This window comes from Pseudomonas sp. GW821-FHT07G10 (assembly GCF_059418545.1).
Genome location: NZ_JBWKQB010000013.1, coordinates 63,741 through 89,671 on the forward strand (window position 1 = coordinate 63,741; position 25,931 = coordinate 89,671).

The 25,931-nt window shown below is 57.8% G+C and carries 24 protein-coding genes; 11 read left to right on the forward strand and 13 right to left on the reverse strand.

The window, feature by feature from the left end; all coding sequences use genetic code 11:
• Window positions 1-8: 8 nt before the first annotated feature.
• From pheA to mtnA, 4 genes are all read right to left on the reverse strand, one after another.
• Complete coding sequence (gene pheA, locus AC07O1_RS16070; protein WP_494993801.1) at window positions 9-1,103, reverse strand: prephenate dehydratase; 1,095 nt, start codon at window positions 1,101-1,103, stop codon at window positions 9-11.
• Window positions 1,103-2,188: a 3-phosphoserine/phosphohydroxythreonine transaminase gene (gene serC / locus AC07O1_RS16075; protein ID WP_495089327.1), complete on the reverse strand. Its 1,086-nt coding sequence runs from the start codon at window positions 2,186-2,188 to the stop codon at window positions 1,103-1,105. The genes pheA and serC overlap by 1 nt, the downstream gene beginning before the upstream one ends.
• A gap of 64 nt (window positions 2,189-2,252) precedes the next feature.
• Window positions 2,253-4,922 carry a DNA gyrase subunit A gene (gyrA, locus tag AC07O1_RS16080; RefSeq protein WP_495089328.1) on the reverse strand — a complete coding sequence of 890 codons (2,670 nt, stop codon included), beginning with the start codon at window positions 4,920-4,922 and terminating at the stop codon, window positions 2,253-2,255.
• 422 nt (window positions 4,923-5,344) lie between these two features.
• Window positions 5,345-6,421 (reverse strand): S-methyl-5-thioribose-1-phosphate isomerase, encoded by a 1,077-nt coding sequence (gene mtnA / locus AC07O1_RS16085; protein WP_494993798.1) that lies wholly within the window; start codon window positions 6,419-6,421, stop codon window positions 5,345-5,347.
• 107 nt (window positions 6,422-6,528) lie between these two features.
• Here mtnA and AC07O1_RS16090 point away from each other — a divergent pair, with 107 nt between their 5' ends.
• From AC07O1_RS16090 to AC07O1_RS16110, 5 genes are all read left to right on the forward strand, one after another.
• Complete coding sequence (locus AC07O1_RS16090; RefSeq protein ID WP_495089329.1) at window positions 6,529-7,860, forward strand: TRZ/ATZ family hydrolase; 1,332 nt, start codon at window positions 6,529-6,531, stop codon at window positions 7,858-7,860.
• A 63-nt stretch (window positions 7,861-7,923) separates the two neighbouring features.
• Window positions 7,924-8,622 carry a bifunctional 2-polyprenyl-6-hydroxyphenol methylase/3-demethylubiquinol 3-O-methyltransferase UbiG gene (gene ubiG, locus AC07O1_RS16095; RefSeq protein WP_495089330.1) on the forward strand — a complete coding sequence of 233 codons (699 nt, stop codon included), beginning with the start codon at window positions 7,924-7,926 and terminating at the stop codon, window positions 8,620-8,622.
• Between the two features lie 4 nt (window positions 8,623-8,626).
• On the forward strand, window positions 8,627-9,298 hold the full coding sequence (mupP, locus tag AC07O1_RS16100; RefSeq protein WP_494993795.1) for an N-acetylmuramic acid 6-phosphate phosphatase MupP: 672 nt from the start codon (window positions 8,627-8,629) through the stop codon (window positions 9,296-9,298).
• Window positions 9,299-9,460: 162 nt separating this feature from the next.
• The gene (locus AC07O1_RS16105; protein ID WP_494993794.1) at window positions 9,461-10,201 is read left to right on the forward strand and encodes a YciK family oxidoreductase; all 741 of its coding nucleotides are present in this window, start codon (window positions 9,461-9,463) and stop codon (window positions 10,199-10,201) included.
• Between the two features lie 365 nt (window positions 10,202-10,566).
• Complete coding sequence (locus tag AC07O1_RS16110; protein ID WP_495089331.1) at window positions 10,567-11,493, forward strand: GGDEF domain-containing protein; 927 nt, start codon at window positions 10,567-10,569, stop codon at window positions 11,491-11,493.
• A gap of 134 nt (window positions 11,494-11,627) precedes the next feature.
• Here AC07O1_RS16110 and AC07O1_RS16115 read toward each other — a convergent pair whose 3' ends face one another.
• From AC07O1_RS16115 to AC07O1_RS16145, 7 genes are all read right to left on the reverse strand, one after another.
• On the reverse strand, window positions 11,628-12,380 hold the full coding sequence (locus AC07O1_RS16115) for an iron-containing redox enzyme family protein (protein ID WP_495089378.1): 753 nt from the start codon (window positions 12,378-12,380) through the stop codon (window positions 11,628-11,630).
• A 78-nt stretch (window positions 12,381-12,458) separates the two neighbouring features.
• Entirely contained in the window at window positions 12,459-14,918 is a 2,460-nt protein-coding gene (locus AC07O1_RS16120) for an EAL domain-containing protein (RefSeq protein ID WP_495089332.1), read from the reverse strand.
• A 202-nt stretch (window positions 14,919-15,120) separates the two neighbouring features.
• Window positions 15,121-16,947: an ABC transporter ATP-binding protein gene (locus AC07O1_RS16125; protein WP_494993791.1), complete on the reverse strand. Its 1,827-nt coding sequence runs from the start codon at window positions 16,945-16,947 to the stop codon at window positions 15,121-15,123.
• Window positions 16,940-17,542, reverse strand: coding sequence for a DsbA family protein (locus tag AC07O1_RS16130; RefSeq protein ID WP_494993861.1), 603 nt, complete (start codon window positions 17,540-17,542; stop codon window positions 16,940-16,942). Before AC07O1_RS16130 ends, AC07O1_RS16125 begins: the two co-directional genes overlap by 8 nt.
• Window positions 17,543-17,578: 36 nt before the next feature.
• Window positions 17,579-18,517 (reverse strand): oxygen-dependent tRNA uridine(34) hydroxylase TrhO, encoded by a 939-nt coding sequence (gene trhO, locus AC07O1_RS16135; protein WP_494993790.1) that lies wholly within the window; start codon window positions 18,515-18,517, stop codon window positions 17,579-17,581.
• Between the two features lie 212 nt (window positions 18,518-18,729).
• Window positions 18,730-19,029 carry a BolA family protein gene (locus AC07O1_RS16140; RefSeq protein ID WP_494993789.1) on the reverse strand — a complete coding sequence of 100 codons (300 nt, stop codon included), beginning with the start codon at window positions 19,027-19,029 and terminating at the stop codon, window positions 18,730-18,732.
• 12 nt (window positions 19,030-19,041) lie between these two features.
• Window positions 19,042-19,566, reverse strand: a complete 525-nt coding sequence (locus tag AC07O1_RS16145; protein WP_494993788.1) for a DUF2059 domain-containing protein — start codon at window positions 19,564-19,566, stop codon at window positions 19,042-19,044.
• 192 nt (window positions 19,567-19,758) lie between these two features.
• Between AC07O1_RS16145 and AC07O1_RS16150 the strand changes: the two genes are divergently transcribed.
• A complete protein-coding gene (locus tag AC07O1_RS16150; RefSeq protein WP_494993787.1) occupies window positions 19,759-21,153 on the forward strand; it encodes a class II fumarate hydratase in 1,395 nt (464 codons plus the stop codon).
• Window positions 21,154-21,241: 88 nt separating this feature from the next.
• Here the strand turns inward: AC07O1_RS16150 and prmB are convergent, their stop codons facing one another.
• Window positions 21,242-22,150: a 50S ribosomal protein L3 N(5)-glutamine methyltransferase gene (prmB, locus tag AC07O1_RS16155; RefSeq protein WP_495089333.1), complete on the reverse strand. Its 909-nt coding sequence runs from the start codon at window positions 22,148-22,150 to the stop codon at window positions 21,242-21,244.
• A gap of 238 nt (window positions 22,151-22,388) precedes the next feature.
• Here prmB and AC07O1_RS16160 point away from each other — a divergent pair, with 238 nt between their 5' ends.
• The 5 genes from AC07O1_RS16160 to AC07O1_RS16180 all read left to right on the forward strand — a co-directional run bounded on the left by AC07O1_RS16160 (window position 22,389) and on the right by AC07O1_RS16180 (window position 25,163).
• Window positions 22,389-22,979 carry a cysteine hydrolase family protein gene (locus AC07O1_RS16160; RefSeq protein WP_495089334.1) on the forward strand — a complete coding sequence of 197 codons (591 nt, stop codon included), beginning with the start codon at window positions 22,389-22,391 and terminating at the stop codon, window positions 22,977-22,979.
• 132 nt (window positions 22,980-23,111) lie between these two features.
• A complete protein-coding gene (locus tag AC07O1_RS16165; protein WP_494993784.1) occupies window positions 23,112-23,432 on the forward strand; it encodes a hypothetical protein in 321 nt (106 codons plus the stop codon).
• A gap of 76 nt (window positions 23,433-23,508) precedes the next feature.
• Window positions 23,509-24,066, forward strand: a complete 558-nt coding sequence (locus AC07O1_RS16170; protein WP_494993783.1) for a Smr/MutS family protein — start codon at window positions 23,509-23,511, stop codon at window positions 24,064-24,066.
• A gap of 77 nt (window positions 24,067-24,143) precedes the next feature.
• The gene (gene folE, locus AC07O1_RS16175; protein ID WP_494993782.1) at window positions 24,144-24,689 is read left to right on the forward strand and encodes a GTP cyclohydrolase I FolE; all 546 of its coding nucleotides are present in this window, start codon (window positions 24,144-24,146) and stop codon (window positions 24,687-24,689) included.
• Window positions 24,690-24,791: 102 nt separating this feature from the next.
• Window positions 24,792-25,163 carry a glutathione S-transferase N-terminal domain-containing protein gene (locus AC07O1_RS16180; RefSeq protein ID WP_495089335.1) on the forward strand — a complete coding sequence of 124 codons (372 nt, stop codon included), beginning with the start codon at window positions 24,792-24,794 and terminating at the stop codon, window positions 25,161-25,163.
• Between the two features lie 156 nt (window positions 25,164-25,319).
• Here AC07O1_RS16180 and AC07O1_RS16185 read toward each other — a convergent pair whose 3' ends face one another.
• Complete coding sequence (locus AC07O1_RS16185; RefSeq protein ID WP_494993780.1) at window positions 25,320-25,922, reverse strand: glutathione S-transferase family protein; 603 nt, start codon at window positions 25,920-25,922, stop codon at window positions 25,320-25,322.
• Window positions 25,923-25,931 lie beyond the last annotated feature (9 nt).

The window sequence follows — 25,931 nt, forward strand, 5'->3', positions numbered from 1 at the left end:
TTAAAGCCTCAGAGAACCGCTTTCGGGTAGGAACCCAGCACTTTGAGTGCTACTGCTTCCTGACTGATCTTCTCCAGCACAGCCTTGATCAGCGGATCACGGTGATGGCCAACGAAGTCAATGAAGAACACATAGGTCCATTTGCCACTACGCGAAGGCCGGGTTTCGATCCGCGTCAGGTCGATACCATTGTCGTGGAATGGCACCAGCAACTCGTGTAGCGCGCCAGGCTTGTTGCTCATGGAGACGATGATCGAGGTCTTGTCGTCGCCGGTCGGCGGCACTTCCTGACTGCCAATCATCAAGAAGCGCGTGGAGTTGTCCGGACGGTCCTCGATTTTTTCGGCCAGACGAGTCAGGCCGTACAAGCCTGCCGCCATGTCGCCGGCAATGGCTGCCGAGTTCCATTCACCCTTGACCCGCTTGGCCGCTTCGGCGTTGCTGGAAACCGCCACGCGCTCGACATTCGGGTAATGGGCGTCCAGCCACTTGCGGCACTGAGCCAGAGACTGGGCATGGGAGTAGATACGGCTAATGCTGTCGGTTTTGGTGTTTTCACCGACCAACAGGTGATGGTGGATACGCAGCTCGACTTCGCCACAGATCACCATATCGTGCTCGAGGAAGCTGTCGAGGGTGTGGTTGACCGCGCCCTCGGTGGAGTTTTCCACAGGCACCACGCCAAAATTCACCGCTCCGGCTGCCACTTCACGGAACACTTCATCAATTGCAGCCATAGGCTTGCTGATCACCGCATGACCGAAGTGTTTCAGGGCCGCCGCTTGAGTGAAGGTACCTTCGGGGCCTAGATAAGCCACTTTCAGTGGCTGCTCCAGCGCCAGGCACGAAGACATGATTTCACGAAACAGACGCGCCATTTCTTCGTTGCCCAACGGACCTTTATTGCGCTCCATGACCTTCTTGAGCACCTGAGCTTCGCGCTCAGGACGATAGAACACCGGCACTTCGCCTTCGGCCAATGAAGCCATCTTGACTCGCGCGACTTCCTGGGCGCAGCGCGCACGCTCACTGATCAGCTCCAGGATTTTATCGTCCAGGCTGTCAATGCGCAGGCGCAGTGCCTTGAGTTCTTGCTCAGACATTAGCCGTGTTCCTTCTCGAACTCTGCCATGTACGCCACCAGCGCGTTGACCGCATTGATGTCGACGGCGTTGTAGATAGAGGCGCGCATGCCACCCACGGAACGGTGACCCTTGAGGTTCAACAGACCGCGCTCCTCGGCACCCGCCAGGAACGGCTTGTCGAGGCGATCATCCGCCAGACGGAATGGCACGTTCATCCATGAGCGGTCGGACTTGTTGATCGGGTTGCTGTACAGCCCACTGGCGTCGATGAAGCCATACAGCGTGCGCTGCTTGACGTCATTGAGCTTGCCGATGGCTTCTACGCCGCCCTGCTCCTTCAGCCATTCAAAGACCAGACCGGAAAGGTACCAGGCCAGGGTTGGCGGGGTGTTGTACATGGAGCCGTTGTCGGCCGCGACCTTGTAGTCGAGCATGGTCGGGCAGATTGAACGGGCGCGACCCAGCAGGTCTTCGCGAACGATGTTGACGACGATACCGCTCGGGCCGATGTTCTTCTGTGCGCCGGCGTAGATCATGCCGAAACGGGAGATATCCACAGGACGGGACAGGATGTCCGAAGACATGTCCGCAACCAGTGGCACATCACCGGTTTCCGGGATCCAGCTGAACTCCAGGCCGCCGATGGTTTCGTTCGGCGCGTAGTGCACGTAGGCCGCGTCTTGCGACAGCTTCCATTCGTTCTGGCCGGGAATTGCGAAATAGTCATAAGGCTTGGCCGTCGCCGCCACATTGACGGTGCCGAAGCGCGAGGCTTCTTCAATGGCTTTCTGCGACCAGATACCGGTGTCGATATAGTCAGCCTTGCCGGTTTCCGGCAACAGGTTCAGAGGAATCTGAGCAAATTGCTGGCTGGCGCCGCCTTGCAGAAACAGCACTTTATAGTTCGAGGGGATATCCAGCAGATCACGCAGATCCTGCTCGGCCTTGGTCGCGATGGAGACGAACTCATCACTGCGATGGCTCATTTCCATGACCGACAGGCCCTTGCCATGCCAGTCCAGTAACTCGGACTGGGCACGCAACAGGACAGCTTCAGGTAGCGCAGCAGGACCCGCGCAGAAGTTATAGGCTCGTTTGCTCACATCCACTCTCGCTATGCATTCACGGTAGCGGACAGAGCAAACACCCTGCCCTGCTACGATTTATTTAGTCTTGCGACTCTTCTTCGTCTGCGGCACCGGCCTGCTGGTTTTCGACTGCATCGTCCGGATCGACAACCGCATCCAGCACAACACCTTCGAACTCAGCGCTCTCCTCGCCTTCCAGCTCTTCGCCTTCGACTTCGGATGGCTCTTGAACACGCTCCAGACCGACCAGTGTTTCGTCGCTGGCCAGCTTGATCAGGGTCACGCCCTGAGTGTTACGGCCGAGACTGGAAACTTCGTCGACGCGGGTACGAACCAGTGTGCCCTGATCGGAAATCAGCATGATTTCCTCGCCGTCGAGCACCTGGACTGCACCGACCAGACGGCCGTTACGATCGTTGCTGACCATGGCGATAACGCCCTGACCGCCACGCTTGTACTCAGGGAACTCGCTGATAGCCGTACGCTTTCCGTAACCACGCGCCGAAGCGGTGAGGATCTGGCTGCCTTCTTCCGGGATCAGCATGGAAATCAGCTTCTGACCTTCCGGCAGACGCATGCCACGCACACCGCGAGCGGTACGCCCCATGGCGCGAACGTCGGACTCTTTGAAGCGGGTAACCTTGCCGCCGTCGGAGAACAGCATGACTTCGCGCTCGCCATCAGTGATGGCAGCGGAAATCAATACGTCGCCTTCGTCCAGCTCCAGCGCAATCAAACCAACGCTGCGTTGACGGCTGAATTGCTCCAGCGGCGTCTTCTTCACCGTACCGTCAGCGGTAGCCATGAAGATGTAGTGACCTTCGGTGTATTCCTCGACCGGCAGCATGGTGGTGATGTATTCACCCTCACCCAGCGGTAGCAGATTGACCAATGGACGACCACGGGCAGCGCGTGATGCTTCCGGAATTTCATAGGTTTTCAGCCAGTAAACCTTGCCCTTGCTGGAGAACAGCAACAGCGTGGTGTGACTGTTGGCGACCAGCAGGTGGGCGATGTAGTCCTCATCCTTGACGCCGGTAGCCGACTTGCCTTTACCGCCACGACGCTGAGCCTGATACGCAGCCAATGGCTGGGTCTTGGCATAGCCACCGTGCGAGATGGTCACGACGCGCTCTTCTTCCGGGATCATGTCACCCAGGGTCAAATCGAGACGAGCATCGAGAATCTCGGTGCGACGTACATCGCCGTACTCGGCACGAATGACTTCCAGCTCCTCGCGGATCACTTCCATCAGGCGCACAGCGCTGTTGAGGATGCGGATCAGCTCACCGATCTGGTTGAGGATTTCCTGGTATTCGGCCAGCAGCTTTTCGTGCTCCAGGCCGGTCAGACGGTGCAGACGCAGCTCAAGAATGGCTTGCGCCTGTTCTGGCGAGAGGAAGTATTTGCCTTCGCGCAGACCGTATTGCGGGTCGAGATTTTCCGGACGACAGGAATCAGCACCGGCACGCTCGACCATCGCGACCACTGCGCTGGACTCCCAAGGCGTGCTTATGAGCGCTTCCTTGGCTTCCGACGGAGTTGGCGAAGCCTTGATCAGGGCGATGACCGGGTCGATGTTCGACAGTGCGACAGCCTGACCTTCCAGGATATGGCCACGTTCACGGGCTTTACGCAGTTCGAACACGGTACGACGGGTTACGACTTCGCGACGGTGACGTACGAAGGCTTCCAGCAGATCCTTCAGGTTGAGGATCCGTGGGCGACCGTCAATCAGCGCAACGATGTTGATGCCGAAAACGCTTTGAAGCTGAGTCTGGGCATAGAGGTTGTTGAGGACCACCTCAGGCACTTCACCACGACGCAGTTCGATCACGACGCGCATACCGTCCTTGTCGGACTCGTCGCGCAGCTCGGTGATGCCTTCGAGCTTTTTCTCTTTGACCAGCTCGGCGATCTTCTCGATCAGACGCGCCTTGTTCAACTGGTAAGGCAGTTCGGTAATGACGATCTGCTGACGACCACCGACCTTGTCGATGTCTTCGATGATCGAACGGGCACGCATGTAGATGCGTCCGCGACCGGTACGGTAGGCTTCGATGATGCCGGCGCGACCGTTGATGATCGCGGCAGTCGGAAAGTCCGGGCCGGGGATGAATTGCATCAACTCATCGACGGTCAACTCAGGGTTGTCGATGAGCGCCAGGCAACCGTCGATGACTTCACCAAGGTTGTGCGGCGGGATGTTGGTCGCCATGCCCACGGCGATACCGCTGGAGCCGTTGACCAACAGGTTGGGGATCTTGGTCGGCATGACCGCGGGGATCATTTCGGTGCCGTCGTAGTTCGGCACCCAGTCCACGGTTTCTTTATGCAGGTCGGCCAGCAGCTCGTGCGCCAGCTTGGTCATGCGCACTTCGGTGTATCGCATGGCCGCGGCGTTGTCGCCGTCGACCGAACCGAAGTTACCCTGGCCGTCTACCAGCAGGTAGCGCAGGGAAAAAGGCTGGGCCATACGAACGATGGTGTCATACACCGCAGTATCACCATGGGGGTGATACTTACCGATCACGTCACCGACAACACGGGCAGATTTCTTGTACGGCTTGTTCCAGTCGTTACCCAGCTCGCTCATCGCGAACAGTACGCGCCGGTGCACGGGCTTCAAGCCATCGCGCGCATCAGGCAGTGCCCGCCCGACAATTACGCTCATTGCGTAATCGAGGTAGGACTGCCTCATCTCGTCTTCGATATTGACCGGGATGATTTCTTTGGCCAGTTCGCCCATGAGAAGCCTGATTCCTTTTTCTGGTGAAACTTCGTCGCATCCATATGGGACGAACGAAGCTCGTCGATGCAGGCTTGGTGCCATGCCTCGACTTACGACAAATCAACGAGTTATGCCATGGATCTGCGCAGTAAAGGCAGCCACATCGGGCTACCTTGGAAACCGCCGGATGTTATCACAATCGCCGCCACGCACCTATCCCCCAGACGCGCATGGAGCATAGTTAGTGGACCGGTGACAGCCTGATAGGGGACCAGAGAAGCTTAGAGGTGTTATTGCGCCCGATTCGCAAGCGAAATGCTGCTTCAGGTGCAGCAGACCGCGTCATCGTTCATCGCGGGCAAGCCTCGCTCCTACAGAACATCGGGGACTTGTAGGAGCGAGCTTGCTCGCGATAGCTATCTAACTGGCGCCAAATACCTTCAATGCAGCCGCTTGCGACACATCAACTGAGCCAGTTTCGCGGTATCGGGCCGCTCGACAATGCCTTTTTCGGTGACGATGGCGTCGATCAGGTCCGCCGGGGTGACGTCGAAAACCGGATTGAAAGCGCCCACATCAGCCCCGACGCGCTTGCCGCCGACTTCCAGCAGCTCACTGCCATCACGCTCTTCGATAGGAATATCGTCACCGCTGGCCAAGGTCATGTCGATGGTCGAACTCGGCGCCACCACCATGAAGCGCACCCCGTGGTGCATGGCGCACACCGCCAACTGATAGGTGCCAATCTTGTTCGCCACATCGCCATTGGCGGTAATCCGGTCAGCACCGACGATCACCCAGGTCACGCCCTTGGTTTTCATGATGTGTGCCGCGGCCGAGTCGGCATTCAGCGTGACCGGAATACCTTCGTTGGCCAACTCCCAGGCAGTGAGCCGCGAGCCCTGCAACCAAGGCCGGGTTTCATCGGCGTAGACCCGCTCCACCATACCTTCCAGCCAGGCACCACGAATCACTCCCAGCGCCGTGCCAAAGCCGCCCGTGGCCAAGGCGCCAGTATTGCAATGCGTCAAAATGGCTTGAGCATTGCCCTGATGCTTGCGGATCAGATCGACACCCAATTGCGCCATGGTCAGATTGGCTTCGCGATCGCTTTCATGAATGGCCAAGGCCTCCGCCTCAAGGACCGACAACGGATCGGCATGCCCTTTTAGCCGTTCAAGACGCTCGCGCATGCGGTTCAGCGCCCAGAACAGATTGACCGCCGTCGGCCGCGAATCCGCAAGCAAGGCAAAATCCTCCTCAAGAGCTGCCTGCCAGTCACCACCGGCGGCAAACCGCGTGCGCGCCGCCAGCACTACACCATAGGCCGCACTGATGCCAATGGCCGGGGCACCACGCACAACCATCGAGCGAATGGCTTCGGCCACACCGGCTGCACCGGTGTAGGCAATCCAGCGTTCTTCGAACGGCAAAATGCGCTGATCGAGCAGATAAAGGGCATCATCCCGCCAATCGATGGCCTTTACCTTCTCCGCAGCCAACAGTCGATCGCGCATGCCTCACCCCGTACTCATGTACAAAAGCCGCCGATTATAGCGATCCGCCCGCGAAGACGCTCGGGTATACTTCGCCATCCTTTATAAAGCACTGGAACCCACCCTCGATGCCGAACCCTGCCGCTGCGCTCGACTTATTATTGCTGCCGACCTGGTTGGTACCTGTCGAACCCGCCGGTGTGGTCCTCAAAGAGCATGGCCTGGGCATCCGTGACGGCCGCATTGCGTTCATCGGCCCGCGCGCCGACGCCTTGAAACTCAACGCCACTGAAGTCCGCGAATTGCCGGGCATGCTGCTCAGCCCTGGCCTGATCAATGCTCACGGGCACGCGGCAATGACCCTGTTTCGCGGCCTGGCCGATGACTTGCCGCTGATGACCTGGCTGGAGCAGCACATCTGGCCCGCCGAAGCCAAGTGGGTCAATGAGGACTTTGTTCGCGATGGCACCGATCTGGCCATCGCCGAACAGCTTAAAGGCGGCATCACCTGTTTCTCGGACATGTATTTCTTCCCGAAAGTTGCCAGTGAACGCGTGCATAACAGCGGTATTCGCGCACAAATTGCCATCCCGATCCTCGACTTTCCGATTCCCGGTGCAAGCGATGCCGATGAGGCCATCCGTCAGGGCATCGAGCTGTTCGGCGATCTCAAGCACCATCCGCGCATCAAGATCGCCTTCGGCCCTCATGCACCCTACACCGTCGGCGACGAGAACCTCGAGAAAATCCGGGTCATTGCCGAGGAGCTGGATGCCTCGATTCATATGCACGTCCATGAGACCGCGTTTGAAGTACAGCAATCCGTCGAGCAGCGCGGCGAGCGACCAATGGCCCGCCTGGGGCGCCTGGGCTTGCTTGGTCCGCGCTTCCAGGCCGTTCACATGACACAAATCAGCGATGAAGACCTGGCTTTGCTGGTAGAAAGTAACAGCAGCGTGATTCATTGCCCGGAATCGAACCTGAAACTGGCCAGTGGCTTCTGCCCGGTCGAGCGTTTGTGGCAGGCCGGGGTCAACGTTGCGGTCGGCACTGATGGCGCAGCCAGCAACAATGACCTGGATCTGCTCGGCGAAATCCGCACCGCAGCACTTTTGGCCAAGGCCGTCGCTGGCTCGGCGACCGCCCTGGATGCCCATCGCGCATTGCGCATGGCCACGCTCAACGGCGCACGAGCGCTGGGACTGGACGCCGAAGTCGGCTCACTGGAAGTCGGCAAAGCTGCCGACCTGGTGGCCTTTGATCTCTCCGGCCTGGCGCAGCAACCCATTTACGACCCGGTCTCGCAGCTTGTATATGCCACCGGCCGAGACTGTGTGAAACACCTTTGGGTCGCCGGCAAGCAATTGCTCGACGACCGGCGCCTGACCCGCCTGGATGAACAACAGCTTTGCGCCACAGCCGTAGCCTGGGGCAAACGCATCAGCGGTCATCGCCAATAGATAGAAACCTTGAACTGACATTCAAGGCTTACCACAGAATTTATTAGATTTAGAGGATGCCCCATGAGCAACGTCGACCACGCTGAAATTGCCAAATTCGAAGCCCTGGCCCATCGCTGGTGGGACCGTGAAAGCGAGTTCAAACCGCTACACGACATCAACCCGTTGCGGGTCAACTGGATTGACGAGCGGGTAAAACTGGCCGGCAAAAAAGTCCTCGACGTCGGCTGCGGCGGCGGCATCCTTAGCGAAGCCATGGCCCTGCGCGGCGCAACGGTGATGGGTATCGACATGGGCGAAGCGCCGCTGGCCGTGGCCCAGCTGCATCAACTGGAATCCGGCGTCAGCGTCGAGTACCGGCAGATCACCGCCGAAGGCCTGGCCGAAGAAATGCCGGAGCAATTCGACGTGGTCACCTGCCTGGAAATGCTCGAACACGTGCCAGACCCCTCTTCGGTGATCCGCGCCTGCTTCCGCATGGTCAAGCCAGGCGGCCAAGTGTTCTTCTCCACCATCAATCGCAATCCGAAGGCATTCCTGTTAGCCATTGTCGGCGCCGAATACATCATGAAACTGCTGCCGCGCGGCACCCACGACTTCAAGAAGTTCATCCGCCCTTCCGAACTCGGCGCCTGGAGCCGCTCGGCCGGCCTGACGGTCAAGGACATCATCGGTCTGACCTACAACCCGCTCACCAAGCACTACAAGCTGGCGACGGACGTTGACGTCAACTACATGATCCAGACCCTGCGGGAGGAATAAGCCCATGCGTATCAGAGCGGTTCTTTTCGACATGGACGGCACTCTGCTCGACACCGCACCGGACTTTATCGCCATTTGCCAGAGCATGCGCGCCGATCGCGGCCTGGCACCGGTTTGCGACAAGCACATCCGCGACGAAATCTCCGGCGGTGCGCGGGCCATGGTTGCCGTGACCTTTTCGATGGACCCGGAATCACCGGGTTTCGAGGAACTGCGCCTGGAGTTCCTGGAGCGCTACCTGAAAGACTGCGCAGTCCATAGCAAACTTTTCGATGGCATGGCCGAGCTGTTGGCGGACATCGAAAAAGCCAATCTGATCTGGGGCGTCGTCACCAATAAGCCGGTACGTTTTGCCGAACCGATCATGCAGCAACTAGGGTTGGCGGAGCGTTCGGCGGTGCTGATCTGCCCGGATCATGTAAAAAACAGCAAACCTGATCCCGAACCACTGATCCTCGCTTGCAAGATGCTCGACCTGGATCCGGCCAACGTGCTGTTTGTTGGCGATGACCTACGCGATATCGAGTCAGGCCGCGACGCAGGCACCAAAACTGCCGCGGTGACCTGGGGCTATATTCATCCAGACGACAACCCCAGTCATTGGGGGGCGGATGTGGTGGTCGATCATCCACTGGAGTTGCGTAAGGTTCTGGATAGCGCCCTGTGTGGTTGCTGAGCGACTTTCCTGTGTAGGTTGCGCGGCTGCTGACCGCCTTCCTGTAGGAGCGAGCTTGCTCGCGATGGACTTGAAACTGACGCGTTTTGTCAGGAAGCACGCGTTATCGTTAACGACCATCGCGAGCAAGCTCGCTCCTACATAATTTTGTTGAGGTTTTTTATGTTTGATTACTCCGCCCGCCCTGAACTGCTCAAAGACCGGGTCATCCTGGTCACCGGCGCTGGCCGTGGCATTGGAGCTGCTGCCGCGAAGACCTTTGCAGCTCATGGCGCCACCGTGCTGCTGCTGGGCAAGACCGAAGCCAATCTGACCCGGGTCTATGACGAAATCGAAGCGGCCGGTCATCCACAACCGGCAGTCATTCCGTTCAACCTGGAAACCGCACTGCCGCATCAATACGATGAGCTGGCGGCCATGGTCGAAACCGAGTTCGGACACCTCGATGGCCTGCTGCACAACGCGTCGATCATTGGTCCGCGCACCCCGCTGGAGCAGCTGTCCGGCGAAAACTTCATGCGTGTGATGCAAGTCAACGTCAACGCGATGTTCATGCTGACCAGCACCATGCTGCCGCTGCTCAAGCTATCCCAGGACGCATCAGTGGTGTTCACCTCAAGCAGTGTCGGACGCAAAGGCCGCGCCTATTGGGGCGCCTACGGGGTCTCGAAGTTTGCGACCGAAGGCTTGATGCAAACCCTGGCCGATGAACTGGACACCGTCGCACCAGTGCGCGCCAACAGCATCAACCCCGGCGCTACCCGCACCAGCATGCGGGCTCAGGCATATCCAGGCGAAAACCCGAGCAACAATCCGACACCTGAAGAAATCATGCCGGTCTATCTGTACCTGATGGGGCCGGACAGCACCGGCATCAACGGCCAGGCCTTCGACGCTCAGTAATCCCCTTCAACCACCGCGACGGAATACCGTCGCGGCGCACGCAACAAGGTCATCAGGCCTGTTATTGAAGCCAAACAAATGCCACGGCGTCCATACACATTGACGCCATTACCGACCAACCGATTGAATTATAACGATTTTTAATTTACCGAACCTAATGGCACGACTTTCGCTCTAACACTGCTCAGACACGCAGCGTGTTAGCGAAGCGGGCATCGCCTGAGCCGGGGCTTATAACGTTCGGCAAAGCAGACTAGACTGCAGTTACTTGTCCTACGGGACTGATGGACCAGTATGACGCGCAGCCCGAAGCCGCTCTCACCCAGCCTGTAAGACAGCATTACGTGCTTAGGGGCTCACACCATATGAAATCACCTACCCAGACCAACGCAATTGACTTTGATAGCGCCAAATTGCAACGCCTGGGCTTTGGTCAGCAGTCACCCCTTCTACAACGCCCCGTCAGCCTTGCGCAATTGCGCCAGCAACTAGGCCTACAGCTGCAAACCAGTCTTGAGTCACAGCATATTCTGGGATTGTTCTTCCGCGAAATTCAGCGACTCGTTCCACTGGATGCCTTGAGCTACCAGCACCAGGCCAGCGATTTGCGCCTGGCGTTCGGCCAGCGCGGACACCATTGCGTGAGCTACAGCCTCAGCCATGAGGGCGAACACTTGGGTGAGCTGGTGTTTCGACGCAATCAGCGCTTTAGCGAACAGGATCTGGGCAACCTGGAGTCTCTACTGTCTTCCCTGCTCTACCCGATCCGTAATGCCTTGCTATACCGGGCAGCCACTCGTAGCGCGCTGCGCGACCCGCTGACGGACACCGGCAACCGGATCGCCATGGATCAGACGTTTCAACGGGAAATCGAAATGTCCCGTCGGCATCTGCAACCGCTATCGCTGTTGATGCTGGATATCGACCACTTCAAGAGAATCAACGACAGCCACGGTCACGGCGCAGGCGACAAGGTGCTCAAGGCCGTAGCCGCCTCGATCAAGGACCAGTTGCGCAATGTCGATATGGTGTTTCGATATGGTGGCGAGGAGTTTCTGATCCTGCTCTCCAACACTGGCCGAGAGGCCGCCGCCATGGTTGGCGAGCGGCTACGTCATGCAGTACAGGCTCAGGATTATTTAGCGGATGACACGCTTATCGAACTGACAGTAAGCCTTGGCTGCGCCACCCTGTTACCCGGTGAGTCAGCCGAAAGCCTGTTGCGCCGGGCAGACAGCGCTTTGTATGTGGCAAAACGTGAAGGCCGCAACCGGCTGGCGATGGCGGGCTGAGAACGCAGGACTAATGTGGGAGCGGGCTTGCTCGCGAATGCGGTCTAGCATTCACTACTTATGCTGACTGATACACCGCTTTCGCGAGCAAGCCCGCTCCCACATTTGATTTGTGTTGCCTCAGGATCTCAGGATCAGCTCTCGACCAGCTCCATGCGCTGACGAACCACCGGAGCTTTCTCTAGCTGCATGCAACGTTCCAGGAACAGGTACATGTAGTCGTAGCTCTTGCAAATGGCCTGGCGTAACTCGACTTGCAGTGATTTGTCTGGGTTCAGACCCGCCAGCGTGCAGATGATTTCCAACGCCTCCCATGGATGAGCATCATCGTACTGGGCATGCATTTTCAACCACTTCATCGCTCGCTTGCGGTCTTCCTCCGGGAACGCCGCCGCATAGATGCCATTGGAGCAAACCAGCGCCGACCACTCGCCTGTAGCCCCCTCAATGGCATAGTTGGTCGCGGCAATCGCCACGATCAGCGAATCGGCCGAACTGGTGTGCCAGCACCAATGACTCAGGGCATGAAGCTCTGGCGCTACCTGTTGCGCCTGTAAATCTTCCAGACTGACGCCGTGCGCACGACTCCAGTGCACCCAATAATCAGCATGATTGAGTTCTACGCGAATGTTACGCATCAGCCAGCGTCGCGCCATGTCCTCGCCGGGATGACGTGCAAAGCGGGTCTTGGTCAGATTTTGTGCCATATACAAAGCGAACTGCTCAACGACAGGCCAGCCACCGATCAGGTACTGACGCATGGTTTTGGCACTGAGTTTGTTGTCGCGCATGCGTTGATACAGTTCGTGCTCGACCACCCGGCGTTTGCTCTCGCTGCAATCCTGGATCAGCTTCTGAGCCCAGGCGGGATAACTTGCGGCTTCCATAAGCGGGCCGGTTCTGTTGAATGTGTCGATCACTGTCGAGCTCCTTTTGATTGTGATTGTACGGATCAGCAAGAGATTTCAACGGAACGTGCCAGGCGCCTTGAATAACAAAGGCTGTGGTCGCGCGGGCCGACACTGCAGGCTGTCACAGGTAAACAATTGCGGGCGTTGGATAATGTACCCTTGAGCGTAATCCACTCCGATTTCCAGCAAGGCCTGCTCAATCTGAGGTGTTTCAACAAACTCTGCAATCGTGCGCTTACCCATGACATGACCGATGTGATTGATCACTTCGACCATAGCGCGGTTAATCGGGTCGTCCAGCATATCCTTTACGAAACTTCCATCGATCTTCAAGAAGTCTACAGGTAAATGTTTAAGATAGGCGAACGAGGACATACCGGCACAAAAGTCATCTAGTGAGAAATGGCATCCCAAGCCTTTGAGCTCATTAATAAATCTAATTGCACTTCCCAGATTGGAAATTGCACTGGTTTCTGTGATTTCAAAACAAATCATTTCAGGAGGGACAGCGTAGGCAATGAACTGCTCACGCAGGAAGTCCAGGAAGTCGTCATCTCCGATAGTAATGCCCGAGAGGTTTATCGCACACATGGCCATCGGCCCTTCACGCTCTTCAGCAATACATTGGGCGATGATCTTGAATACATTCTGTACCACCCAACGATCCAGCGATGTCATCAACCCGTAACGTTCGGCGGCGGGAATAAAGCTGTTGGGCAGAATCATTCGCCCTGCTTCGTCATGCAACCGCAGCAATATTTCGATATGCCCGCCCCCGCGCTCCGTCTGACCCAACGCAGCGATTTCCTGGGCATATAAACAAAAGCGGTTTTCCTCCAGCGCCATGTGCAGTCGTTGCACCCACGCCATCTCGCCAAAGCGCAACGACAACTCCGAATCGTCGGCATGGTAGACCTGCACCCGATTACGCCCTTTCTCTTTGGCCATGTAGCAGGCCATATCGGCGGCACGCAATGACGCCTCAAGGGTTGTGGGCGTTTGCGCGACGTGAACCAGGCCGATGCTGACCGTGGTCAGAAAAGGCCGGCCCTTCCATACGAAATGGAGGTTCTGCACGGTCTGGCGCAACCCCTCGGCGATCTTCTCTCCGGCGTCCGGCGGGCAGTTTTCAAGCAAAATGCCGAACTCATCTCCACCCAGGCGCGCCAGGGTATCGCCTTCGCGCAGGCCCGATTGCAACAAGGCACAGATATGCCGAAGCAGTTCATCGCCCGCTGCATGCCCGCACGTGTCATTGACCAACTTGAACTGATCCAGGTCGAGAAACATCAAGGCATGGCGGCCCGGCTGGCGTGCCAGATTGTGCAGGGCTTGTTCGAGCCGATATTCGAATTCGCGACGATTGGCCAGGCCCGTCAGAGCATCGTGAGTCGCCTGCCATGACAGATTGGCGATGTATTGACGCTCTTGTGTCATGTCGTGCAGCACCAGTACCGTGCCGCTGACTTTACCGGCGTTCTGGATCGGCGCGCCGACCAGGGTGACTGACACGGTACTGCCGTCCAGGCGCTGAATGAGTTTGGAGTGCTCACTGCCACCACTGAGTTGACCACTCAAAATGTGCTCGATCAGGGTAAAACCATCAGTCTGGGCGTTTTCATCCAAAAGATTGAATAACGCAGCCAATGGCAGACCGTTGGCCTGCTCGGCTTTCCAGTGAGTCAGCTCTTCAGCCGCCGGGTTCATGTAAGCGATCGCTCCCCCGACATCCGTAGTGATAACGCCATCACCAATGGATTGCAGCGTGATTTGCGCCCGTTCTTTTTCCAGCTGCAAGGCATCGGCAAATGCGTGGCGCTGCTTCAGAAGCTTGTGGGTACGCAAGAGTGCCAGGGCGATCAACACCAGCGCTGTGGCCAGATTGGTGTACAGCAACAATCTCAGAATGACCCGAGACCCTTCGCCCAATGCATCGCTGAAGGCCTTGGCAGCGGGCGTCACACTATCGTTAATGGCAAGTATCAAGGCCTTCCAGCGCTGAAAATCGGCAGGTTTGGCTTGATCACTGATGATGCCCCGGTGCATCTCCCAAGCGACAGTATCCAGTTGTAGCAGGTAGCTATCGCCCACAGTCCATCGACTGATGGCTTCTTCCAGGTAGCTGAAGTGGCGAAAGTTCAGGTACAACCAGATCAGGCTTGATATGTCATCCGGATGGTTACCACCATTGAGGATCCCCAGACGGGCAGCGTCAAGGTCCGGGGGCTGACGATCCAGGGCGATACGCAGCTCATGCCCACCCTGCGGCACGGCGATGGCGTGCTGGTACTTGAGAAAAATCGCTTCGTCGCGGCTGTCGGCATACAGATTGAGGTAATAGATAGCGTCTTTCTGGCCCTTGGACCACAGACTTTCACCTGCAACATAGCCGCGCACCGCTGACAGAACGTACAGGCTGACGCCGCCCAGCAATGCCTGAAATAACACAACGGCAATAAATGGCCAGACGATACCCAATAATCGTGGTGTTCCGAGAGTCCGCGTTTGCTTCATGAGGTCCCTTGCATAAGCACTGCCAGATGAACACCCGAGTGAGCTCTGCTCCTAACAGCACAGACTAGGCTAATTTCCAATAATTCGAACTGATCGATGCGTCGTTCGAAATCTATTTAGTTGCAAGGCAAAAGTTGAACGCCGCAAGAGCAACATTTTCCCTAATGAATTCAAGCACTAAGCACAGAAAAGCGGTCAAAATTCAAGGTTGTTGAACTTGCTGCAGATGGCCATAAAGCTTGGCGTACAGGCCGCCGTCGGCAATCAGCTGCTGATGGTCGCCATCTTCGGCAATATGCCCGCCATCAAACACAAGTACTCGATCAGCCTGTTTTACCGCAGACAGACGGTGAGCAATGATTAATGTTGTCCTGCCGTTTAAATAGCGCGCCAGCGCCTGGTGCAGGTTGTACTCGGTAGCAGCGTCCAGCGCCGAGGTGGCCTCATCGAGTATCACCACCTTGGGTTCAGCCAGGACCATCCGCGCAATAGCCAGACGCTGTCGCTGACCGCCAGACAAGCGCACCCCGGAGCGCCCGACGATACTATCCAGCCCCTGCGGCAAGGCTTTGACGGTGGTATCCAGTTGGGCAATTTCCAGCGCCTGCCAGCAGGCCTCATCACTGCGTAAACGCCCCATGGTCAGGTTGGCCCGTACCGTATCGTTGAACAGCGCCGGGTGCTGCAGCACAACTGCGACATGCTCGCGCACGGTTTCCAGACCGATTTCCTGTTGGGTCGAACCGCCGAAGCGGATGCTGCCCGACAGCGGCGTATAGAGCCCTAGAAGCAATTGCACCAGGGTACTTTTGCCACCACCGCTGGCACCAACGATCGCGACTTTTTCGCCGGGAGCAATGGACAGGTTCATCTGATCCAGCACCAATTCGTCGCCGTAACCGAAGCTCAAACCGCGGACCTCGATCCCCACCGTCTCGCGCCCCTGAAAAGGGTTATTACCACCGGGATACTGCGGCTCATCGGCACGCGACAGCAACTCATTGATCCGCGTCAACGCCCCACCCGCCGAGTAGTAGGCGTACTGCAAATTGAGCAATTGCTCGACCGGACCGATCATGAACCAGAGATAACTGAACACCGCCAGCATCTGGCCAATGGACAGGTCTGAGAACAGCACGGTGAGCATGGCCGCCGCACGAAAGATGTCGATGCCAAACTGGAACAGTAAACCGCTGGCCCGGCTGGAGGCGTCGGTCTTCCATTGTGAGTTCACCGCATAGTCGCGAACTTCCTGCGCCCGCAGGCCCAGACGCCCGAGGAAAAAGCCCTGGCGATTGCCGGCGCGGACTTCCTGGATCGCATCAAGGGTTTCGGTGAGCGCCTGGGTAAATCGCGAAGTGCTGTCGTTCTCCAGTTTTTTCAGGTGTTTGACCCGTTTGCCCAGTTGCACCGTGGCGTAAATCACCAGCGGATTGAACAGCAGTATCAACAACGCCAGCTGCCAGTGCATCCAGACCAGAATGCCCGCGGTCCCGACCAGTGTCAGCATGGCCACCAGAAAGCGACTGAGGGTTTCACCCACAAATTTATCAACGGTATCCAGATCGGTGACCAAATGGGTGGTCACCGTACCGCTGCCCAGACTTTCGTACTCGCCGAGGGAGATGCGCTTGAGTCGCTCGATCAGCCTGACACGAATGCGGTAGACGATATCTTTGGCCAGGCTTGCGAACAATCGCGCCTGCAGCACGTTGAACAGCAACGCGCCGCAACGCAGTGTCAGGGTGATCAGCAACATCAGGCCGATGTAACCGGCGGCTCTTTGCCAGTCTGTCGGTAGAGCGTGATTCATGACCTTGAGCGCGGCATCACCACGCCCCAGCAGCACTTCATCCACCAACAATGGCAACAGCAAGGGGATCGGCACGCTGCACAGCGTCGCCAACACCGCTACGCCGTTGGCAATCCACAGGGATTTCTTGTGATGTAGCGCCAAACGGCGGATTTCCGCCCAACTCAGTCGATCGATACGCTTGGGTTGCTCCACACTATCGGGTTGATCATGCACAGGCGGCACGCTCCAGCCAACGACCAAGCAATGGAGAGAGTTCGTTCAGCGGCTGATAGCCATTGGTCAACAGCGCCAGTTGACCATCGCGCTCAGCGAGTAAGGTCGGGAAACCGGCGATACCCAGGTCCTGCACCCAGGTGAAATCCGCCGCCGTCGCCGCGTGCTGCTCGGCGCGATCGAAAGCTGCTGCAAACTCGATACGCGGCACACCAGCTTTTTCAGCCAGATCCACCAGCACACTGGCGAGGGTGACGTCGCGACCTTCAGCATAAAAGGCGTGCTGAATCAGTTTGAGCAGTTTCCAGGCGCAATCCGGTGCCAGACTGCGCGCGGTGACCACCGCCCGGCAGGCCGGCTCGGTGTCATAGACAAAACCGTCGGGCAAAGCGCCCTCGAACTTGAACGGTTGGCCAGTGGCCTCGGTGACCGCCTGCCAATGCTCAAGGATGTAACGCCGCGTGGTCGGCTCCAGCGCTGCACCACTGCCGGTCCTTAAGCCGCCAACCACCAGGTGCAATTCAACGCCCGCGGCTTGAGCCTGCTCTACCAGGGCCTCGGCCACCGGAGCAAAGCCCCAGCACCAGGAACACATCGGGTCCATTACATAGAGCAGGCGTGCGGACATGGCTCAGGCCTCGGATGGCTGACGGTAGTTGAAACCAATCGGGTGCGGCTGGTTACGGGCTTTCGCCAGCTCGATCTGCTTCTGCCGGTCGATGGCACTGCGTCGGGTTTTCTCGCTCAGCTTATCCCAGCAATGCGGGCAACTGATGCCGGCCACATAGTGCTCGCTGGCGCGGTCTTCGACACTGATGGGTGTACGACAGGCATGACACTGATCGTAGTCGCCTTCACTCAAGTCGTGACGCACGGTAACCCGGTTATCGAAGACAAAGCAGTCGCCGCGCCACTGACTTTCTTCCTGCGGGACCTCTTCGAGGTACTTCAGAATGCCGCCTTTGAGGTGATACACCTCGTCGAAGCCCTGGCTGAGCATGTAGCTCGAAGCCTTCTCGCAACGAATGCCGCCAGTGCAGAACATGGCGACTTTCTTGTGTTTGGCCGGATCGAAGTTGGCTTTGATGTAGTCAGGGAACTCGCGAAAACTGGTGGTTTTCGGGTCGATCGCGCCTTCGAAGGTGCCGATCGAGACTTCATAGTCGTTGCGGGTATCAATCAGCAGCACTTCCGGGTCACTGATCAGTGCGTTCCAGTTCTGCGGATCGACATAAGTGCCGACCTGTTTGTTCGGGTCGACACCGTCAACGCCGAGGGTGACGATCTCTTTCTTGAGCTTGACCTTGGTCCGATAGAACGGCTGATCTTCGCAGTACGACTCTTTGTGATCGATGTCGTCCATGCGTGGATCGCTCTTCAACCAGGCCATGAGCCCGTCGATGCCTTCACGGCTACCGGAAACGGTGCCGTTGATGCCTTCTTCAGCGATCAACAACGTGCCTTTGATGCCGTTATCGACCATCGCCTGCAGCAATGGCTCGCGCAGGGCGACGTAATCCTCAAGGGTGACGAACTTATACAGTGCCGCCACGACAATGTTTTGTGTCATGGGTAATCTCCAGGTGGCTACCCTCGTAAAGGGTGAACCGGACGCAAAAAAAACGCGCCGACTGATTAGCGGCGCGTTGCGGATTCTAGCAAAAACAGCTGCGATTGGCTCTAGATCGTCAAGATCGTCCGAACGCGGCCCGAACCTTCAGCAGTTCCTGCAAAAGCCCGCCCTGCGCGCCCCCCGCAGGAGCTGCTGCAGGCAGCGATCTTTTAATGCTTGCTGCCGCCGGCGCAAGTCGGCGATGCCGGAGCCGCGCCGATCTTCGCCCATTCTTCAGGCGTGTAGGTATGCAGCGCCAACGCATGAAACTCCCCCATCAGCTCGCCGAGAGTGGCGTAAACCTTCTGGTGGCGCTTGACGCTGTTAAGCCCGGCAAACTGTTCACTGACCAGCACCGCCTTGAAGTGGGTTTGCAACCCACGACTGTGCATATGGCTTTCATCCAGTACCTGCAGATGCTCGGGCTGCAATGCGCTCAGCGCCGATTCAATACGTTGTTGCATGGTCATTCCCGACTCCGCTCAAGGCTTTTTCTTGGCCGGCGCTTCTGCAGCTTTTGGCTCAAGTTCGGCGGTCATGTCAGCGAGCAGCTTGTTGACCACAGGTACCGCACTTTCCAGTTTGGCCTGAGTCATCTGGGCCGATTGCTGAGTCAGCTGCGGCATTTTTTCCAGGACTTTCTTGCCCAGCGGCGACTGGTAGAACGCTACCAGGTCCTTGAGTTCGGACTCGCTGAAGTTGGTGGTGTAGAGCTTGACCATGTCCGGCTTGAGTTTATTCCAGCCAATGGCCTGGTCCAGAGCGGCGTTGGCCTTGGCCTGGTAGGTTTCCAGCAGGGCTCTTTTGGACTCCGGGGCCTTGGTTTGTTCAAAGCGCTGGGCGAACATTTGCTGCACTTGCATGTACACCGGGGTACCGAGCTTGTCGGCGTGTGCCAGAGTCAGGAAGGCTTCGGCACTGGCGTTGTGGCTGGCGGTATCGGCAAGAACCTGGCCGCTGGCGCAAACCAGAACAACCGCGGTACAGATGGCACGAAAACGAGTCATCAAGTTTCCTTTTCTAGCTGGCGAGGTAAAACCCCAAGGGGGACCATTCTGCGCCTAAAAAACTCTGTCGCTCAACCCCAAGCCTTGCCACACCTGATTTGCAAGGGTTGAACGGTAGAAAAGTCGACTAATGGAACCCTAATGGCAGATCACGGCCTAAACTGGCGAATCAGACCAACAGGAGTGCGACCGATGAGCCGTATCGAAACCGACAGCCTTGGCCAGATTGAAGTCCCTGATGACGCCTACTGGGGCGCTCAAACGCAACGCTCGCTGATCAACTTCGCCATCGGCAACGAACGCATGCCGATTACGGTGCTGCACGCACTGGCACTGATCAAGAAGGCCGCTGCACGGGTCAACAACCGCAATGGCGACCTGCCCGCCGACATCGCCCGCCTGATCGAACAGGCCGCCGACGAGGTGCTCAATAGCGAGCATGATGCCCAGTTCCCGCTGGTGGTCTGGCAGACCGGCAGCGGCACCCAAAGCAATATGAACGTCAACGAGGTAATCGCCGGGCGTGCCAATGAACTGGCCGGCAATCCGCGCGGCGGCAAAAGCCCGGTGCATCCCAACGATCACGTCAACCGCTCGCAGAGCTCCAACGACTGCTTCCCCACCGCCATGCACATCGCTGCCGCCCAAGCGGTGCAGCAACATCTGCTGCCGGCAATCAACGAACTGTCCGGTGGTTTGGCACAGCTGTCTGCGGGGCACATGAAGCTGGTCAAGACCGGCCGTACGCACATGATGGACGCGACGCCGATCACCTTTGGCCAGGAACTCTCGGCGTTCATAGCGCAGCTCGACTATGCCGAACAGGCGATTCGAAGCGCGTTGCCTGCGGTGTGCGAACTGGCTCAGGGCGGCACCGCCGTTGGCACGGGGCTCAACTCGCCTCACGGTTTTGGCGAAGCGATAGCTGCCGAACTGGCCGCCCTCTCCGGTCTGCCGTTCGTCACTGCACCAAACAAGTTTGCCGCACTGGCCGGCCATGAGCCACTGACCACGTTATCCGGCGCACTGAAAACCCTCGCCGTGACCCTGATGAAAATCGCCAATGATCTGCGCTTGCTGGGCTCAGGCCCAAGAGCCGGTTTTGCAGAAGTAAAACTGCCAGCCAATGAACCCGGCAGTTCGATCATGCCCGGCAAGGTCAATCCGACCCAATGCGAAGCGCTGTCGATGCTCGCCTGCCAGGTACTGGGCAACGATGTGGCCATCGGTTTCGCCGCCAGCCAGGGCCACCTGCAACTGAACGTGTTCAAACCGGTGATCATCCATAACCTGCTGCAATCGATCCGTCTGCTGGGCGATGGGTGCAGCAACTTCCAGCAGCATTGCATTGCCGGACTGGAACCTGACCCTGTGCAAATGGCGGCGCACCTGGAGCGCGGCTTGATGCTGGTGACGGCGCTGAACCCGCATATCGGCTATGACAAGTCAGCAGAAATCGCCAAGAAAGCCTATGGCGAAGGCCTGACCCTGCGCGAGGCTGCGCTGCAATTGGGTTATCTGACAGATGCAGAGTTCGATGCCTGGGTCAGACCGGAGAATATGCTGGAGGCTGGTAAACAGGGGTAGAAGCTGGCGCAGCCTGCGATGATCGTTCCCACGCGGAAGCATGGGAACGATCAAAGATCGCAGCCTGCGCGATTGCGTTTTCCCGCCATCAAACCCTTGAAGCAAACAATGCCTGATGCTGACGGCACTGCTCGGCAGTGAGCATGAACACGCCGTGGCCGCCGCGTTCAAATTCCAGCCAGGCGAAATCCACTTCCGGGTACAGCGCTTCGACGTGCACCTGGCTGTTGCCGACTTCGACGATCAGTAAACCTTTTTCGGTCAGGTGATCCGCCGCTTCGCTGAGCATGCGTCGCACCAGATTCAAGCCGTCCTCACCACAGGCCAGCCCCAGTTCTGGCTCATGCTGGTATTCATCCGGCATGTCGGCGAAATCTTCAGCATCGACGTACGGCGGATTGGAAACGATCAAGTCGAAGCGCTGGCCCGGCAGCCCATCGAAACCATCACCTTGAACAGTGTATACGCGCTCGTCGACACCGTGACGCTCGATGTTCTGATTGGCAACTTCCAGGGCTTCGAACGACAGGTCGGCCAGCACCACTTCAGCGTTCTGGAATTCATAAGCGCAGGCAATGCCGATGCAGCCGGAACCCGTGCACAGGTCAAGAATGCGTGCAGGCTCGGTGCCCAACCACGGTTCGAAACGTTTTTCGATCAGCTCGCCGATCGGTGAACGCGGGATCAGCACTCGCTCGTCAACGATGAACGACATACCGCAAAACCACGCCTCACCCAGCAAATAAGCCGTCGGGATTCGTTCCTCGATACGACGCTTGAGCAGCCGTTGCAGGTTGACCAACTCGTCATCCTCCAGGCGGCAGTCCAGATAGCTGTCGGCAATTTCCCAAGGCAGGTGCAACGCGCCAAGCACCAATTGACGGGCTTCGTCCCAGGCGTTGTCTGTCCCATGGCCGAAAAACAAATCCTCCCCATGAAAACGGCTGACGGCCCAACGGATGTGGTCGCGCAAAGTGCGCAGGCGGGAAGTGATCACGGGGGCAAACTCCTGAAAAAACGACGGATGATTCTAACAGCCAAAACCTTCCCCGACGACGCATGAAAAACGCTGGCCCAATGTAGGAGTTATCAATTTTTGAGCCTTTTGGTTAAACGCAGCAACCCTCTTGACACGGCTGTAGGCCAGCAACCACGCAGCTTACGTTGGTAGCGATTCACAGAAGCGCTCTGCCAGAGGACAATGTCGCAAAAGCCCCACTCAAAGGAGCCCCAGAATGTCCGTTCCAAAGACGATGTTTCAACTCAGCGGCCGTGGTTATGCACCGGCCAATTTGGGCCATGCCAGCCTGGTCATCATCGACGCCCAGAAAGAGTACCTCAACGGTCCCCTGGCCCTGACCGGCATGGATGCTGCCGTCGCAAACATCAAGAAACTGGTTGCCGCAGCTCGTACTGCCGGTCGGCCGATCATACATGTACGCCACCTCGGCACCGTGGGTGGTCTGTTCGACCCTCAAGGCGAGCGCGGCAAGTTCATCCCGGGGCTGGAACCACAAGGTGACGAGACCATCATCGGCAAGTTGCTGCCGAGCGCCTTCCATGGCACTGAACTGGAAAAGCGTCTGCAGGACTTCGGCTCGCTGGACCTGATCGTCTGCGGTTTCATGAGCCATTCCAGTGTCAGCACCACGGTGCGCGCGGCCAAGAACCTCGGCTTTCGCTGCACGCTGGTGGAGGATGCGTGTGCGACCCGCGATCTACCGTACAAGGGCGGAATCCTCAGCGCAGAACATGTGCAGCAGACCGAGATGGCCATCATGGCGGACAACTTTGCCACCCTTGCGCTGACCAAAGACCTGATCTGATCGACCGCTCAATGAGCGGCCCATCCAGCCGCTCATCCGCAAAAACCTCCCGGTCTCTGCAATTGTCTTAGCCTCAGGAACCACCCGGTCATCTCCCGGTCGAAGGGCCGATACCCATTGAGGAAGGTCGGAATGAAGATATCCGATGGATTTGACGCACGTCGCTTGCGCCCCAAAGGCCCAAGTAACTGGCGTTTTCGCCTGGGCGTAGCCTTTTCGGCAGTGCTGGCGATGTTTGGCCTGTTATTGGCCATGGCCGGTGCCGCCAGCCTTTTGGGACACCCTCCCGCGCTCGGCGAACTGAATGCCAGCCGAACCGGTTCGGCGGTCATTTTGGTGATGGGTCTATTGCTGCTGTACATCGGTATCAAGTTATGGCGTCGCTTCCGTCGCCGCCGTCGCCAGTCCAACGGGCTGAACATCGCGCCGCACCTGATGAAAAAAAATGACTGAGTGCAGCGCGGCAGCTTTTTGTCATGCCCGATCCGCCTGGACTTGGGTAAACTAGCCGCCCTTCGCGGAGGCTGACATGCAAGACGACGATTTTTCCCTGTTCAAAAGCGAGATCCGCGGCGTCAAGCCGATCAAACATGATCGTGCCGAGACGGGCAAACCCAAGGCCGACCGTGCGCAAATCGCCAAACTGCGTCAGGCGGCTACCGTGCGCGCCGATGTGACCACCGTCGATGGCCTGTCCGATCAGTTTGTCATCGATGTCGGACCGGAAGACGAGCTGATGTGGGCCCGTGACGGCGTTCAGGAAAGCCAGATGCGCAAGCTGAAGGTGGGCCAGATTCCTTTTGAAGGTAGCCTCGACCTGCACGGCATGAGCGTGGAAAAAGCCCGCGAGACTCTTTGGGCGTTTCTCGCTGAAGCGACCAGATTCGAAATCCGTTGCGTACGTGTCACCCACGGCAAGGCTGTGCGACTGGACGGCAAGCGGCCGATGATCAAGAGTCACGTCAACACCTGGTTGCGCCAGCACCCTCAGGTGCTCGGCTTCACTTCGTGCCAGGCTAAACATGGCGGTGCCGGTGCAGTTTATGTGATGCTCAAACGCACCATGATGGAAGGTCGTGACGAGTAAAGCGGTGTTGTCACGCTTGCAGCGCCGTGTCCGTCACCGTACCCTTGCCCTTTGCGTAAAATCCCACAGGTAGTTTCATGTCCCTGGAACAGAATTACACGGCGATTCTCGGCCAGCTTGGCGAGGACGTCTCCCGCGAAGGTTTGCTCGACACGCCAAAACGTGCCGCCAAAGCCATGCAGTACCTTTGCCGCGGTTATGAGCAAACGCTGGAACAGGTCACCAACGGTGCCTTGTTCAGCTCCGATAACAGCGAAATGGTGCTGGTCAAGGACATCGAGCTCTACTCGCTGTGCGAACACCACCTGCTGCCTTTCATCGGAAAAGCGCATGTCGCGTATATCCCTAGCGGCAAGGTGCTTGGCCTGTCGAAAGTCGCGCGGATCGTCGACATGTACGCCCGCCGCCTGCAGATCCAGGAAAACCTCAGCCGGCAAATCGCCGAAGCGGTCCAGGAAGTGACCGGCGCTCTGGGCGTTGCGGTAGTCATCGAAGCCAAACACATGTGCATGATGATGCGCGGTGTGGAGAAACAGAATTCGTCGATGATCACCTCGGTGATGCTCGGTGAGTTCCGCGAAAATGCGGCGACCCGCAGCGAGTTTCTCAGCCTGATCAAGTAAACCCGGCGAACAAAAGGACCGGCGTTCATCGCCGGTTTTTTTTCGTCGGTAAAAAATCAGGTAAGCTGCCGCCTCTTCATATATGGGCAAGAGGCTTTAACCGTGTTCGTCAAAGCGCTTCGAGTCGGCCTGGGCCAACTCATCATCTTCATCGACTTCATCACCCGTCCGCGCAAGCAACAGCGCACCGGCGCCGCTCAGGCTAAGGTCGAGCAAGCCGCCAGGGACTTGACCCTGTATCAATTCCACGCCTGCCCGTTCTGCGTGAAGACTCGCCGCACCCTACACCGTCTGAATGTACCGGTGGCCCTGCGCGATGCGAAAAACAACGAACAGGATCGCCAGACCCTGCTGGAGCAAGGCGGCAAGATCAAAGTGCCGTGCCTGCGTATCGAAGAGAACGGCCAGACCACCTGGATGTATGAGTCCAAGGTGATCATTGATTATCTGGATAAGCGGTTTGCGGCAGCCTGAGCAACTTGTGTAGCGCTTACTGACGCCATCGCGAGCAAGGACAACGCGGAACCTGCAGGAGCGGGGCTTGCCCGCGAAGAGGCGGGCACAGGCAACACAGGCTTCAGACAAAATTAAACCGGCTCATTGGCCGGTTTAATTGTTTTTGCGGTCAGCTCAATCAAGCATTCCAATGTGCTTTGGATGGCTGGCCACACGCTGCATCCAGGCCTGAATCCCCGGATAGCGACTCAGGTCAAAGCCGCCTTCATGGGCGACATGGGTATAGGCATACAGCGCGATATCCGCGATCGAATACTGCTCGCCCACCAGATACGGCGTGCGGGTAAGCTGATGCTCCATCACGTCCAACGCCTTGTAACCGCGTTTTTGCAGCTTTTCATATTCGTGGCGACGATCTTCCGGCAGGCCCAGATAGAGCTGGATAAACCGCGCTACTGCAATATACGGCTCGTGACTGTACTGCTCGAAGAACTGCCATTGCAGAACCTGGGTACGCAAGCGTGGTTCGCCCGGCAGGAACTCACTGCCGTCGGCGAGGAAGTTGAGGATCGCGTTCGACTCCCACAAGTAAGTGCCGTCCTCAAGTTCCAGCACCGGGATCTTGCCATTGGGATTCTTGGCCAGAAACTCGGCAGTCTGGGTGTCGCCCTTCAAAATATCCACGCTCTGCCACTGGAACTCGAGGCCCAGCAGATTGAGCATCAGCTTGATCTTGTAGCAGTTGCCCGAACGGTAATCGCCATAAACCTTGTACATAGCCCCTCC

Coding starts and splice junctions, on each gene's coding strand:
- AC07O1_RS16170 (WP_494993783.1), top strand. CDS start 23,509: ATGCAAGACGACGATTTTTCCCTGTTCAAAAGCGAGATCCGCGGCGTC.
- folE (WP_494993782.1), top strand. CDS start 24,144: ATGTCCCTGGAACAGAATTACACGGCGATTCTCGGCCAGCTTGGCGAG.
- AC07O1_RS16150 (WP_494993787.1), top strand. CDS start 19,759: ATGAGCCGTATCGAAACCGACAGCCTTGGCCAGATTGAAGTCCCTGAT.
- trhO (WP_494993790.1), bottom strand. CDS start 18,517: ATGACACAAAACATTGTCGTGGCGGCACTGTATAAGTTCGTCACCCTT.
- mupP (WP_494993795.1), top strand. CDS start 8,627: ATGCGTATCAGAGCGGTTCTTTTCGACATGGACGGCACTCTGCTCGAC.
- AC07O1_RS16145 (WP_494993788.1), bottom strand. CDS start 19,566: ATGACTCGTTTTCGTGCCATCTGTACCGCGGTTGTTCTGGTTTGCGCC.
- AC07O1_RS16165 (WP_494993784.1), top strand. CDS start 23,112: ATGAAGATATCCGATGGATTTGACGCACGTCGCTTGCGCCCCAAAGGC.
- AC07O1_RS16090 (WP_495089329.1), top strand. CDS start 6,529: ATGCCGAACCCTGCCGCTGCGCTCGACTTATTATTGCTGCCGACCTGG.
- AC07O1_RS16115 (WP_495089378.1), bottom strand. CDS start 12,380: ATGGAAGCCGCAAGTTATCCCGCCTGGGCTCAGAAGCTGATCCAGGAT.
- gyrA (WP_495089328.1), bottom strand. CDS start 4,922: ATGGGCGAACTGGCCAAAGAAATCATCCCGGTCAATATCGAAGACGAG.
- AC07O1_RS16130 (WP_494993861.1), bottom strand. CDS start 17,542: ATGTGTTCCTGGTGCTGGGGCTTTGCTCCGGTGGCCGAGGCCCTGGTA.
- pheA (WP_494993801.1), bottom strand. CDS start 1,103: ATGTCTGAGCAAGAACTCAAGGCACTGCGCCTGCGCATTGACAGCCTG.
- AC07O1_RS16140 (WP_494993789.1), bottom strand. CDS start 19,029: ATGACCATGCAACAACGTATTGAATCGGCGCTGAGCGCATTGCAGCCC.
- ubiG (WP_495089330.1), top strand. CDS start 7,924: ATGAGCAACGTCGACCACGCTGAAATTGCCAAATTCGAAGCCCTGGCC.
- AC07O1_RS16160 (WP_495089334.1), top strand. CDS start 22,389: ATGTCCGTTCCAAAGACGATGTTTCAACTCAGCGGCCGTGGTTATGCA.
- AC07O1_RS16185 (WP_494993780.1), bottom strand. CDS start 25,922: ATGTACAAGGTTTATGGCGATTACCGTTCGGGCAACTGCTACAAGATC.
- AC07O1_RS16120 (WP_495089332.1), bottom strand. CDS start 14,918: ATGAAGCAAACGCGGACTCTCGGAACACCACGATTATTGGGTATCGTC.
- AC07O1_RS16110 (WP_495089331.1), top strand. CDS start 10,567: ATGAAATCACCTACCCAGACCAACGCAATTGACTTTGATAGCGCCAAA.
- AC07O1_RS16105 (WP_494993794.1), top strand. CDS start 9,461: ATGTTTGATTACTCCGCCCGCCCTGAACTGCTCAAAGACCGGGTCATC.
- mtnA (WP_494993798.1), bottom strand. CDS start 6,421: ATGCGCGATCGACTGTTGGCTGCGGAGAAGGTAAAGGCCATCGATTGG.